Origin of the sequence: Serratia sp. G204Y, assembly GCF_051172435.1 — a bacterium.
Lineage (GTDB): Bacteria > Pseudomonadota > Gammaproteobacteria > Enterobacterales > Enterobacteriaceae > Serratia > Serratia sarumanii.
This window is the reverse complement of record NZ_JBPIZA010000005.1, coordinates 60,132-72,087: the sequence shown is the minus strand read 5'-3', so window position 1 is coordinate 72,087 and position 11,956 is coordinate 60,132. Positions and strand designations below refer to the sequence as shown.

The window sequence follows — 11,956 nt, the reverse complement described above, 5'->3', positions numbered from 1 at the left end:
CCGCCGCATCGGGCGGCGCCTGGCGCAGGCCTCTCAAGAAATGGCTACCGGGAAGATCGCCCCCAGGATCATCGCGCCGAGGATCGCTCCGCCGGTGATCGGTTTACCCCAGATATAGAACAGCAGCGCGCCGAGCAGCGAACCGATGCCGATCGGGATCGAGGCGGTCATCGCCGACAGGATGATCAACGGCCCGAGGAAACGGCCCGACGAGTTGCCCGCGCCCATCATCACGTCCGCCCCGTAGGTGGAGTTGCTCTGATTGATGGTGAATTTGCGCGCCAGGATGATCACGTAACCGATCGCCAGGCCGATGACCAGGCCGGTCACCAGCGAAGCGGCGAAGTTGGCGACCGGGAACACGATGCCGGCTCCCAGCAGCAGCGCCGGCACGCCCAGCCCGACGCCGGTCTGGATCGCGCCGCCGATGTCCAGGATGCCCACCAGCGAGCCTTCGATGATGCGCGCGAACAGGAAGCTGGCGCCGAACGCCGCCACCGCGCCGTATACGCCGGTATCCATCCCCGCCCGCAGCATGGAAACGAACGCCACTTCGTTAAAGGCGCCGATGCCGTACAGGTAATACATGTGCGTCCCGGCGAACACGCCGGAGGACAGCAGGCCAACAAAAATCGGGAATGACCAGTCGGCGTACCAGAAGCCTTTTTGGGTTTGCTCTTCCATCATCCCGCTCCTTATTTACCGCTCAGGGTGTTGTGAATGGCGTCCAGCCAGCCCGGCACGCCGAGGCTGAAGGACTCGAGAACTTTCATGTCGAAGCCGCGGAAGAAGCCGCTCAGCACGAACAGCAGCACGATCACCGCCATCATGATCTTGGTGATCTTGTTCCAGCCGCTCTCTTCCACGCCTTTGCCGATCAGAATGCCCAGCACCAGGCCCGGCACGGCGTTGCCCATGATCAGCTGCGCCAGGCCGCCGAAGATGGTGCCCCAGAAGCCGGAACGGCGCCCGGCGTCGATCGCCGCCAGCCAGAAGATCACTGGCATCACGGTGTTCACCAGCAGGTTGGCCGCCGGCACCAGCACCTTGATCGCGGTGACCTGCAGCGCGGCCGGCACGGCGGAAGCGGTGGTATTGAGGAAGGCCACCACCAGCATGCCGATGATGCCGCAGGCGATGGCCATTTTTTTCGGATCGTGCAGCGTTTGCGCCAGATTGCGGTTCTTGACCATCAGGGCCGCCGCGCCCCAGTGCGGGATGATGCGGTGGTCGACGTCCTGCGTGAAGGAACCCGCCGCCACGGAAGACGCCCAGGCGTTGAAGAAGAAGCCCAGACCGAATGAGAAGTGGGAAGCCGGATCGCCCTCGCAGGAATTCAGCTCGCCCAGGGTGCGAAACGCCCCCATGCCCTGTGTTGTCGGCGCGTGGAACATGCGTGCGGCGCCGGCCCCTACGCCGACCCCCACCAGCCCACCGATAATAATCGATTTAAATAAGATGATTAAAAACATCAGTATACCCTTTCATTTATGCTAACGTTTTTATTTCGTGACGAAGACAACCTTCTCGGTATTGATAATGGTTACGCTCACGGTTATTTCCAGAGAAACGGCATAGCTCTTTCTTTCACGCGGCAAAAAGAAGAAAAGAAATTTCTCTTTAGTTATTTTCTCTTCCGCTCTCACGACGCTGACGTCCTGCGGCTCGATACGCAGCAGAATATTGTTGGTGGACTTTAATACCGCACCCTGCACATTAGCCAAGGCGGAAGCAAAAGCTTTCGCTTTGCTGTCGCCTTTACCCTCCACCTTTACCGATGTGGTATATTGCTCTTTCATTATGGATTGCCATGTTTTTTGATGTAGGCTTCCACCAATTTCTGGCCCAACTCTTCTTTATCCATAAAGCCGAAGCCCAGCACGTTGCAGCCTTCGTTAATTGCCGTCACGCCCTCTTCCACCGAACGCATGCCGTATTTAGCTTTGTAGCCGTGTTTGGTTTGCGCGGTAATCGCGCCGGCGCCGCCGCTGCCGCAAAAAGAGATGCCCAGCTGCGCGTTTTCCGCTTTCATGACGTCACCCAGCTTCATATCCGCCGCCACGCCGGGGATAACCACCGCTTTTCCGCCTGCGTTTTCAACGCCCTGGCCGACTTTTTGCCCTTTACCCAAACGATCGCCGATCACTACGGTAATTTGACCCATGGTATATTCTCCTGATTGAAATCGATGCGTTAACCGCTATGCGTTATTATCTTTCGCCACTTCGAAGTGCACCGACAATAAATAGGCTTCTTCGATAGGCAATGTGCCAAACTGATTCACCACGCGCTCCGCCATTTGCATGGATTCGGCGGAGATTTCGTCGAACAACGATTTATCCACCTCCGGCAACGGCTCGCCGGTTATTGAACGCTGCACCATGGCGCGAATATGCGATTCCAGCATCTGTTGCTGCACCGCATTGGTATAAATATTTTCAGCATTCAGCATCGCGGCAATATCCGCCAACACCCGAGCGGTGATCTCACCGGCTGCGCTGACATCGGATTGTTCAATTTCTTTTATCGAAGCAGATCCATCATTCACTTTTCAGTACCCCTAGATCCCACATTAATCAGTAAGCCGTAAAGCGCATCACCTGAATAACCCGCTTTCTGTGATGTCTTTACCCTACCCCCGGTAGGATTTTCTGTGTAGACCGGTTTTTTCCAGTTCGAAGTGGAAATCGCATGACGCGCGGGGATCCATTTCGCAAAACGGCGCTGCGGTGAAAAAGTTAATGAGATAACAAATAGATAACCGGGCTAACCGTTTCTTTCGCCACAATTGACGATAAAAGCCTTCGTGATCGGGATCTCTTTCTTTTCTCGTCCCAACCGCCTACTATCAATGGGACAAATCGACATTACCCACACCCCCGCTCCTCTGGCGCGGGGGTGTTGCTTTGTGTTGTTTTTCCGAATTTATGGGTGCACAGACTGGCACCCTTTGATTTGACTGGAGAGTGGAATGACCAAACCCATCATTACTATTAATGAGCTGGATGCGGAACGCCTGGATGCGCTATTGGAACAACCGGCCTTTGCCAACACCGACGTCGCCGCCGCGCTGAACGACGAGTTGGATCGCGCGGAAATCCTGCCGCCGGAAAAAATGCCGGCCAACGTGGTGACCATGAACAGCCGCGTGCGTTTTCGCGATCTGCACACCGATGAAGAGCACGTGCGCACGCTGGTTTACCCGGCATCGCTGAAAGACAGCCACGATCAGCTGTCGGTGATGGCGCCGCTGGGCGCAGCGCTGCTCGGCATGCACGTCGGCAAGCAGATTTCCTGGCAATTGCCGAACGGTGAAGAAGCGCGGATTGAAGTGCTGGAGTTGCTGTACCAGCCGGAAGCGGCGGGCGAATACCACCGTTAAGCGGTTCTCAGGGCGGCATCCGGCCGCCCTTTCTGTTTCAGACGCAGATAGCGATCAGCACGGCGATCAGCAGCAGCACGTAGATTTTGGCATGCAGCGCATCGCTCACCTTAGGCAAACAGCGCCTGGCAAATACGATCCCCGCAATCCCCGCCACCACCAGCAGCCCCAGAACGTTCAGATTGACGTAGCCCAGATACTGCGGCCCGCTCATCTCGCGCCACCCCAACACGATATACATCAGCGCGCCGATCACCGCCACCGGGATCGACAGCGGGTTGGCGGCGCTGACGCAATACTTCATGTCGTAACCATGGCGGCGCAGCAGCGGCACCGTCATCACGCTGCCGCCCACACCCAACAGGGTGGCGATGCCGCCGATCAGCGGCCCGCCGCCCCACAGCGTGGCGGGGGAGAGTTCGGCGCGCGCCGGTTTGATCAGGAAGCCCCGGCGGAACAGACAGTCGGCGATGGTCACCGCCATATAGGCCACGAACAGCCCGCGGATCACGCCGTCCGCCAGCAGCGAAGAGGCGAACGCGCCCAGCGCCGCGCCGATGCCGATGAAAAAGATCAGCGGCACGATGGTTTCGCGCAGCAGGTTGCCGCTGCGCCAGTTGGTCAGCGTGGCGTAACTCGCGTTGAGGATCATCACCGCCGTCGAGGTCGCCACCGCGATATGCATCGCCTGGCCGGGCTGCTCGCCCGACGCGGAGATCAGGTGATAGACGAAAGGCACCACCACAAAGCCGCCGCCGAAGCCGAACAGAATGGTGGTGATGCCGGTCAGAAAACCGGCACCCAGTACAATCAAGGTTTCAATCATGGCCGTGCGCCCGCACGAAGTCGTCGAACCCGGCGCAGAACTGCCCCGCTAGCGGGTGGAAACGATCGCCGACGAACAGCCCCAGATACTGCTCGCGCACGGCGTCATGGTCCACCAGCTCAATGCCCGCCTGTTCCGCCTGCGCCAGCGTCTGCGCGTCCGGGAAGCCCCAATAGCGCGAATCGCCCTGCTTTTCCGCCGCGATCGCTTCGCTGTGCTCCGCCAACATCAGCCGGCGCGCCAGGAAAGAGCCACTCTGCACGCCCAACAGCATCATGTTTTCCAGGAACGACAGATCGTGACGCAGCTCGGCGGGCAGGCGGGCGATAACCGGGCCGGCGTCCCAGTGCTCATCCATTTCATGCAGCGTTACCGCACAGTCCCTGTCACCGTTCATCAACGCGCGGAACAGCGTCATCACCCCGCGATAACGCGGCAAGTCCCCCGGATGCAGGTTCCACAGCAGCTTGCCGCGTCGGCTGAAGGCGCGCACATAGTCGGCGGAGAATTTCTGATAACAGCGCAGGGAGATCACCCCATCCATATGCCCCAGGCTGCTGATAAACGCGGCGTCATTGATGTCGAGAACGCGATGCGCTTTGACCCCGGCGGCGGCCAGGAACAGGGCCGGCGGCTGATAGGCCCCCTCGCAGGCGGCAGCGTTGCGGCCAACGAACGGGAACACGAAATCGTTCAGCACTTCGCGCTCATACAGCCCCAGGCGGCGAACCGCCGGCTCCTGCGTGCGCCCGGCGCTTTTCGCCAGGGGGAAATACACCGTAAAGGCACACTCGCCCTTCAGGGTGGCGATCAGATCCTGACACACCAGCCAGGAGAAAATGTCGTTGCCGACAAAGAGCGCTACGTTTTTCATGCTTCAGCCTTCTTTGCGTTGAAAATAGGGTTGTTGAACACGATCTTGCTGATATCCCGCGTGATGGACTCCATCGCCGAGGTGTAAAAAAGATCGCCCTTGGCAGGCGCGCCGAGCGAGTAGAGATGCTGCTCGCGGCCGCGCCGGTCGGCGATTTTCAGCGTGTGCGGGTTGCACTTCACGCCGCCGAACAGGTTCTCTTGCACCAGCCCGTCTTGCAGCAGTTGCTGGCTCAGCCGGTTGGGCGGCAGTTGATAGGACGGCGTGGTGCAGTTGAACAGATACTGCGCATGTACCCGCGCCTCATGGCAACGAAGGATAAACCCGTCCGTTCCCTTGCTGATATCCGCCAGGCCGCCACAGGCGCGCAGGCGTTGGCTCTCCAACGCCGCTACGATCTTGTTGGCGTTCTTGATCGGCATGGCGTGCCGATTGCGCATCCAGGAGGAGTTGTAAAAGCGCATGAAGACCTGCCGGTTGTTGGCATCCATCTTGACCCAGGCGGCGCACACCGCCGGGTGGATCGCCGCCAGATAGCTGCAGATATGCTCCCGGGCAAAACGCGCGCGATCGAGGCTTTCCGCCAGATCGCGGTAACAATCGCGCCTTTCCCCCAGCGCCGAGAGCACCGTCAACCGCTCCGGCCCCGGATAGTGGCGCGCCAGCGCGGCGTTGATCGCATGCACCAGTTGATGCGCGTCAATGAAATCGCGGCCGGCGACAAAGCGCCGAACCCCCTCCACAAACGCCTCCGGCGGCGGACGCATCAGCGCCGGCTGCACGCTGGGGAACAGGCCCGAGCGCGACAGGGCGCAGATGTCGGTCGCCCCCAGACGCTCCATCAGCTCAACGATGGCGTCAATCGCCGTCAGGCTGCAGCCGATCACGCCGATGCTCGAATAAGGGTTGATCGGCGGCAGATCCTGGTGGGCCTGATAAGCGATCACCCCATCCACCGGATAGAGACATTCCGGCGGGTTGTGCCCCGAACACAGCACCAGCGCGTTCATCTGTTCGGCGCCGCCACAGGTGGTGGTCAGCCGGTAGCCGGCCTCCAGCGGCGCGATGGTATTCACTTCGGCGGTTATGAAATTCAGCGCTACGTTGCTGTCCGCCGCCATATAAATCGTCATGTCGCGAATAAAATCGAGATATTCCCGATACAGCCAGCGCGGCGGATAACGATCCTGGCAAAACTGTGGGAAATGCATGGCGATCCAATCGACGAAGTGCGCATCGTCGAAAATATCCGCCGACATATTTTCCGGCGTCATATTTAATATATGGCTGTCAAAATCGCTGCTGTATGCCATACCGCCCTTGAAGCCCTGCTTGTCGAACACCGTCAGGGAAAGCGGCCTTTTGCAATGATTAACCGACTTATTTTTTATAAAGTTATACGCAAAAGCGATCCCGGCGGCTCCGCCGCCAACCACACCGAACTTATACATGAAATATCACCTTATAGTCATTGAACTGCGCTAAGAACTATTGCTTCAGGTGTTGGAATAAAAAGACGATTTATTCCTTATTAACTTCTTGTATTGCGAGAACGAAAATCTTCGTCCCACCCCGGTGTGAAAACTTGCACGGGCTATATGGCCGATAAAATAGCGGCGCCCCGAACAAGCGTTATTTTTCTGCTCCGATAGTAGGGCGACGGCCGTTGGCTTGCTTTATATGAAGGGCCAACTATCATTGCGTTTCGGCCAATCTGCCCGCCAAAGGGAACACATGCGCAACGTCCGCATTGATGACATCGACCACGTAACGCGCGCGGTGATCGCCATCGGCACCGATTATCCGCCGGGGCACCTGCTGCCGATGCACAGCCACCGGCGCGCGCAGTTGTTGTACGGCGCCACCGGCGTCATGCACGTTTTCACGCAGCAAGGCAATTGGGTCGTCCCGCCGCAGCACGCAGTGTGGCTGCCGCCGCAGATGCCGCACGCGGTGAGGATGGTCGGCGTCACCACCCGCAGCCTTTATCTCGAACCCGGCGCGTTGCCCGCCGAACGGCCGCAGGTCTGTCAGGTGGTCAGCGTCACCCCGCTGATGCGCCAGCTGTTGATGGCGGCGGTGGATATGCCGCTGGAGTATGCACAAGAGGGGCGCGACGGAGCGCTGGCGACGCTGTTGCTGCATGAGCTGGCTCGGCTGCAGCCCTTGCCCCTGCACATTCCGCTGCCCGCCGATCCCCGGCTGGGCGAGCTGTGCCGCGCCTTTTTGCAGCACCCCGACGCCCACGACTCCGCGCAGCGGTGGGCCCCTCGTCTGTACATGAGCATTCGCACCTTCAGCCGCTTCTTTCGCGCGCAGACCGGCCTGCCGTTTTCGCAATGGCGCCAGCGCGCCTGCGTGGTGCTGGCGTTGGCGCTGCTGGCCGAAGGGCGCAGCGTAACGCAGGTGGCGATGGAGATGGGATATGACAGCAGCGCGGCGTTTTCAACCATGTTTCGCCGCGTGCTGGGGCAGGCGCCCTCCTCCTATCTGACGGAAGACGGGCGCGACGGTTGACGGGTTAGCGGAATTTCTTGTGGTTGGCGTCGCGGGTTTGCTTGAAGCCCTGCGCCAGCTGCTTCGCTTCGGCGACTTTGCCCTGGTTAGCCATCGCCAGCGCCTGATCGATCTGGCCGATCAGGGTATCCAACCCGCTGCGGAAATCTTTCATCTCCGGGCTGTCGGCGGCTTTGTCTTCCAGCTTCGGCGGGGTGCCCTGTTTGGCGTCCTGCGCGGCGGCGCGCATGTTTTGCAGGCTCTGTTTGAGGGTGGCGGCGGAATCGGTATTCAGCACCGTTTTGTAGTTTTCCGCCAGGGTGTCCATATCGTCGCCCAGATCGGCGGCGACCGCCAGCGAGCTGGCTGCCAGCAGCGTCAACGCCGCCAGCGCTTTCAGGGTATTCTGCATGTTTGCTCACCTTCCAGTTATTGTTTTAATTAACCCACCGTTACCATAGGCAAGGCCGGGCAAAACCGAAACCGGAGATTTGTAAGCAAGGTTGAGGCGGGATAACGCGCGACCGGCGGGCGCCGGCCGCGCAGAGGATCACTGGCCGGCGATCTTCATTTCCGGCAGCAACACCGAACCGCACTGGATATTGCTGCGGGTTTCGATATCGCTGCCGACGCTGACGATGTTGCGCAGCATGTCTTTCAGGTTGCCGGCGATGGTGATCTCGCTGACCGGATATTGGATCTCGCCGTTTTCCACCCAGAAACCGGCGGCGCCGCGCGAGTAATCGCCGGTGACGCCGCTGACGCCCTGGCCCATCAGCTCGGTGACCACCAGGCCGGTGCCAAGCTGTTTCAGCATGCCGGCGAAGTCGGCGCCCTGCCCGGCAATGCGCCAGTTATGGATGCCGCCGGCATGGCCGGTGCTGTGCAGGCCCAGCTTGCGCGCCGAGTAGCTGGTCATCAGCCAGGTTTGCAGCACGCCGTCCTTGACGATATCGCGCCGCTGGGTGCGCACGCCCTCGCTGTCGAACGGCGTCGACGCCAGCCCTTTCAGCAGGTGCGGATGCTCTTCGACGGTCAGCCACGCCGGCAGGATCTGCTTGCCGAGCGAGTCCAGCAGGAAGGTCGATTTGCGGTAAACGCTGCTGCCGCTGATGGCGCCCACCAGATGACCGAACAGCCCGGTGGCCACCTCGGAGGCGAACAGCACCGGCGCCTTCATGGTCGACAGTTTGCGCGGCGCGAGACGCGCCAGCGTACGGCGGGCGCACTCCTGCCCCACCCACTCGGGGCTTTGCAGATCGCCCATCGCACGGCCGATGGTGTAAGCGTAATCCCGCTCCATATCGCCGTCCTGCTCAGCAATGACGCAGCTGGACAGCGAGTGGCGGCTGGAACAGTAGCTTTGCAGCATGCCGTGGCTGTTGCCGAACACCTTGATGCCGTAGTGGCTGTTGAAGCTGCCGCCTTCGGTGTTGGTGATGCGCTTGTCCGCCGCCAGCGAAGCCTGCTCGGCGCGCGCCGCCAGCTCGATGCCGCGCTCGGCGTCCAGCTCGATCGGGTGGAACAGATCGAGATCCGGCGCCTCGAACGCCAGCAGATCTTTCTCCGCCGGGCCGGCGCAAGGATCCTCAGAGGTGTAGCGCGCGATATCCAGCGCCGCCTGTACGGTGCGGGCGATGGCGTCCGGGCTGAGATCGGTGGAAGAGGCGCTGCCTTTGCGCTGGCGGTGATACACGGTGATGCCCAGCGCGCCATCGCTGTTGAACTCGACGTTTTCCACCTCGCCGAAGCGGGTACTGACGCTGATACCGGTCGATTTGGTGACCGCGACTTCCGCCGCGTCGGAACCGGCGCGGGCCAGCTCCAGCGCCTGAGAAACGGCCTGTTCCAGCGCCTTGCGCTGTTCTGCAACTTGAGTGACTACTTTCATCAATCTGCCATAATTAATCAGAAAATCGTTGAGAAAAGTGCCGGAGCGGCGTAGTTGTGCACGCGGAGCGGCGCGCAAAAATCCTGAGATCTCTGCCGTTGAGTCTAACAGGAACCGCGTTGAATTTCGCATAAAGCCGAACGGCAAAGCCGGGATAACATGCAAAAGCCGTGCATCACTCGACGATCAGTTTTACCGACTTGCCAATATTCGCCATCATGTTGACCAACGCATCCAGCGTGAACTTCTCGGTTTTCTGATTCACCACGTCGGACACGCGCGGCCGGGAAGTGTGCAGATAACGCGCCGCCTCCTCCTGGCGATAACCTTCTTCCTCAATCCACGCGCTGATCTCACCCATCAGCTGTTTTTTCAGTGCGATAAGCTGCGCAATTTCCGCATTGGACTGCGCTTGCAATTGCCGAGCCTCGTCGGCGGAAAATCCCAGATCCACAAACACATTGCCGCCTGCGGGCGTAACGTGGCGCGAATCGATATCAATCGGCTTGGTCATGACCTTTACTCCGCTCATTAATGACCGCGTCATAACGCGCTTTGATTATCTGAATATCGTGGCGGCTGGTTTTCTCCGCCTTCTTCTGAAAGCTGTGCAAGACATAGATCGCTTCGCTGAACTTTGCCACATAGACCACCCTGAATGCCCCACCGATGGCATATAAACGGATTTCGATAACGCCGCTTCCGCAGTTGGCCATCGGTTTCCAATTACCGGGTTCCAGACCTCTTTGCACTTTACTCAGTTCAAATCCTGCCGCTTTTCGCGCATCGATTGGGAAGGCCAGCAAATCCTCTAGCGATGAGCCACGCCAATCAATGGCTTTCTCGATGCCATCATCCATGAATATCACCTCCTTTTGTATAAAATTTTATACAGACAGGGTGATAAAAACAACCGTGCAAATTCCCAAGACGGGCAGCCAGGCGCGATAATCCCCCAACGTGGCAGCTATACTCAGTTTGCTCAAGGCACGCAATTGGCGGGTTGCCGGACAACCTGTTAGGATTAGCCTCTTTTTAACGGAGCCTACCATGAACAAACAGCCTGAAGACTGGCTCGACGATGTCCCGGAGAATGAAAACGAGGACGATGACGAGATTATCTGGGTCAGTAAAAGTGAGATTAAACGTGATGCCGAAGCGCTGAAAGACCTGGGGGCCGAAATGGTCGATCTGGGCAAAAACGCGCTGGACCGCATCCCGTTGGACGAAGATTTGCGCGCCGCCATCGAGCTGGCGCAGAAGATCAAGAAAGAGGGCCGTCGCCGTCAGCTGCAGCTGATCGGCAAGATGCTGCGCGCCCGCGATATCGAGCCGATCCAGACCGCGCTCGACAAGCTGAAAAACCGCCACAACCAGCAGGTTTCGCTGTTCCACAAACTGGAAGCGCTGCGCGACCGTCTGGTGGAAGAAGGCGATGACGTGATTCCGTCGATCCTGGATCTGTATCCGGCCGCCGATCGCCAACAGCTGCGTTCACTGGTGCGCAACGCACAGAAAGAGAAGGCCGCCAACAAGCCGCCTAAGGCTTACCGCCAGATCTTCCAATACCTGCGCGAGCTGGCCGAAGCGGCCGACTAAGCGCCGCCGCCATCCCGGGATGAACCCGTTTCATCCCCGGTGATGGGCCGGTTCGCCGCTGCTTTCGCGGATATTGAAACGCAGGCTGCCTTCCAGCTCTTCTTCCGCCTCTTCAAACAGCAGAATGATCGCGCCGAAACGACGCTTGCTGCGGGCATTCAGGTGAGTGAACTCGATTTCCACCGGCAGGCCGATATCGCCGGTCACCACGTCCCACAGCGCGTCGAGGTTGGCGCCGAACCCCTCGTCCAGCGCAAACTTGTGCGCGAAATCGCGGTAGAAGGTCGGCACATCCTGGATCTGTTCGAAATCAAACTCTACTTTTGCCATCAAACTCACTCCACACGAATGAAGTTTTTGTAATGGTCGCGCGTGACGAAGATCAGACCGTCGCTCGAATACAGCAGGCGATCGGCGCCGCGCCGGCCACACTGATAATTGATGTCCGCTTCGCGCCAGACCCGGCCGCCGGCGCTCGGCAGTTGCCCTTCACGGTTAGAGAACCGATCGCCGCCGATCGCCTTGCCCGGCAATACCGCACAGAGGTTGCCTGAACGCGGATCCCAGCCCTGCTCGCGCGCCTGCTTCTTGGTGACGTAATAGCCCGGCAGCCGCTGATGCTGCTGCAGGTAACTCACCACCGTTTGCTGCTGCGTGAGCCGATCGATGCTCTGCTGCTGTCCCGCCGGCGCTTGGGCCACCGCCGGGTTGCCGTCGATCGCACGGTGCTCGTTGCCGCGCAGCGCGCTGAAGACGGCGATGACCACGGCGATGACAATCGCCAACAGAATCCGCTTGTTCATGACATTCCCTGAAATTATGCCGCCGAAGGCACCGCAGCGCCCCCAGGCTAGTTAGCTATATAGTCGACCTGGATGAAACTAAGAT

17 protein-coding genes are annotated in these 11,956 nt (G+C 59.5%); 3 read left to right on the top strand and 14 right to left on the bottom strand.

Translation table 11 applies throughout. The annotated features are described in order from the left end of the window. Window positions 1-33 precede the first annotated feature (33 nt). From ACSBQQ_RS19970 to ACSBQQ_RS19950, 5 genes are read right to left on the bottom strand one after another with little or no spacing between them, the layout of a single operon-like run. Window positions 34-684, bottom strand: a complete 651-nt coding sequence (locus ACSBQQ_RS19970; RefSeq protein WP_033636148.1) for a DUF4310 family protein — start codon at window positions 682-684, stop codon at window positions 34-36. Window positions 685-695: 11 nt separating this feature from the next. Beyond that, a complete protein-coding gene (locus tag ACSBQQ_RS19965) occupies window positions 696-1,472 on the bottom strand; it encodes a DUF4311 domain-containing protein (protein WP_004937006.1) in 777 nt (258 codons plus the stop codon). A gap of 30 nt (window positions 1,473-1,502) precedes the next feature. Continuing rightward, on the bottom strand, window positions 1,503-1,799 hold the full coding sequence (locus ACSBQQ_RS19960) for a DUF4312 family protein (RefSeq protein ID WP_041036832.1): 297 nt from the start codon (window positions 1,797-1,799) through the stop codon (window positions 1,503-1,505). Then, window positions 1,799-2,164 carry a glycine-rich SFCGS family protein gene (locus tag ACSBQQ_RS19955; protein WP_033636151.1) on the bottom strand — a complete coding sequence of 122 codons (366 nt, stop codon included), beginning with the start codon at window positions 2,162-2,164 and terminating at the stop codon, window positions 1,799-1,801. The genes ACSBQQ_RS19960 and ACSBQQ_RS19955 overlap by 1 nt, the downstream gene beginning before the upstream one ends. Window positions 2,165-2,200: 36 nt before the next feature. Continuing rightward, a complete protein-coding gene (locus ACSBQQ_RS19950) occupies window positions 2,201-2,527 on the bottom strand; it encodes a glycine dehydrogenase (protein ID WP_086557014.1) in 327 nt (108 codons plus the stop codon). A 444-nt stretch (window positions 2,528-2,971) separates the two neighbouring features. On the opposite strand from ACSBQQ_RS19950, the gene rnk reads away from it, so the two are divergent. Next, on the top strand, window positions 2,972-3,382 hold the full coding sequence (gene rnk / locus ACSBQQ_RS19945) for a nucleoside diphosphate kinase regulator (protein WP_004936993.1): 411 nt from the start codon (window positions 2,972-2,974) through the stop codon (window positions 3,380-3,382). 37 nt (window positions 3,383-3,419) lie between these two features. Here rnk and ACSBQQ_RS19940 read toward each other — a convergent pair whose 3' ends face one another. From ACSBQQ_RS19940 to ACSBQQ_RS19930, 3 genes are read right to left on the bottom strand one after another with little or no spacing between them, the layout of a single operon-like run. Then, complete coding sequence (locus ACSBQQ_RS19940) at window positions 3,420-4,208, bottom strand: sulfite exporter TauE/SafE family protein (RefSeq protein WP_033636153.1); 789 nt, start codon at window positions 4,206-4,208, stop codon at window positions 3,420-3,422. Then, on the bottom strand, window positions 4,201-5,082 hold the full coding sequence (locus ACSBQQ_RS19935) for a formyltransferase family protein (RefSeq protein WP_060388258.1): 882 nt from the start codon (window positions 5,080-5,082) through the stop codon (window positions 4,201-4,203). The genes ACSBQQ_RS19940 and ACSBQQ_RS19935 overlap by 8 nt, the downstream gene beginning before the upstream one ends. Then, a complete protein-coding gene (locus tag ACSBQQ_RS19930) occupies window positions 5,079-6,533 on the bottom strand; it encodes an FAD/NAD(P)-binding protein (protein WP_049234175.1) in 1,455 nt (484 codons plus the stop codon). Before ACSBQQ_RS19930 ends, ACSBQQ_RS19935 begins: the two co-directional genes overlap by 4 nt. Window positions 6,534-6,816: 283 nt before the next feature. Here ACSBQQ_RS19930 and ACSBQQ_RS19925 point away from each other — a divergent pair, with 283 nt between their 5' ends. Further along, a complete protein-coding gene (locus ACSBQQ_RS19925; RefSeq protein ID WP_041036839.1) occupies window positions 6,817-7,599 on the top strand; it encodes an AraC family transcriptional regulator in 783 nt (260 codons plus the stop codon). 4 nt (window positions 7,600-7,603) lie between these two features. Here the strand turns inward: ACSBQQ_RS19925 and cybC are convergent, their stop codons facing one another. The 4 genes from cybC to ACSBQQ_RS19905 all read right to left on the bottom strand — a co-directional run bounded on the left by cybC (window position 7,604) and on the right by ACSBQQ_RS19905 (window position 10,329). Next, a complete protein-coding gene (gene cybC / locus ACSBQQ_RS19920) occupies window positions 7,604-7,990 on the bottom strand; it encodes a cytochrome b562 (RefSeq protein WP_060388259.1) in 387 nt (128 codons plus the stop codon). 138 nt (window positions 7,991-8,128) lie between these two features. Next, window positions 8,129-9,469, bottom strand: a complete 1,341-nt coding sequence (gene pmbA, locus ACSBQQ_RS19915; protein ID WP_033648986.1) for a metalloprotease PmbA — start codon at window positions 9,467-9,469, stop codon at window positions 8,129-8,131. 175 nt (window positions 9,470-9,644) lie between these two features. After that, window positions 9,645-9,983 carry a helix-turn-helix domain-containing protein gene (locus tag ACSBQQ_RS19910; RefSeq protein ID WP_033648985.1) on the bottom strand — a complete coding sequence of 113 codons (339 nt, stop codon included), beginning with the start codon at window positions 9,981-9,983 and terminating at the stop codon, window positions 9,645-9,647. After that, entirely contained in the window at window positions 9,967-10,329 is a 363-nt protein-coding gene (locus ACSBQQ_RS19905) for a type II toxin-antitoxin system RelE/ParE family toxin (protein WP_033648984.1), read from the bottom strand. Before ACSBQQ_RS19905 ends, ACSBQQ_RS19910 begins: the two co-directional genes overlap by 17 nt. Window positions 10,330-10,519: 190 nt before the next feature. Between ACSBQQ_RS19905 and yjgA the strand changes: the two genes are divergently transcribed. Beyond that, window positions 10,520-11,068 (top strand): ribosome biogenesis factor YjgA, encoded by a 549-nt coding sequence (gene yjgA, locus ACSBQQ_RS19900; protein WP_004936968.1) that lies wholly within the window; start codon window positions 10,520-10,522, stop codon window positions 11,066-11,068. Between the two features lie 30 nt (window positions 11,069-11,098). On the opposite strand, the gene ACSBQQ_RS19895 is transcribed toward yjgA, so the two are convergent. Together ACSBQQ_RS19895 and ACSBQQ_RS19890 are read right to left on the bottom strand one after the other, a co-directional pair. Further along, entirely contained in the window at window positions 11,099-11,398 is a 300-nt protein-coding gene (locus ACSBQQ_RS19895; protein WP_004936963.1) for a barstar family protein, read from the bottom strand. Window positions 11,399-11,403: 5 nt separating this feature from the next. Next, window positions 11,404-11,871 carry a ribonuclease gene (locus tag ACSBQQ_RS19890; RefSeq protein WP_033648983.1) on the bottom strand — a complete coding sequence of 156 codons (468 nt, stop codon included), beginning with the start codon at window positions 11,869-11,871 and terminating at the stop codon, window positions 11,404-11,406. Between the last annotated feature and the right edge of the window lie 85 nt (window positions 11,872-11,956).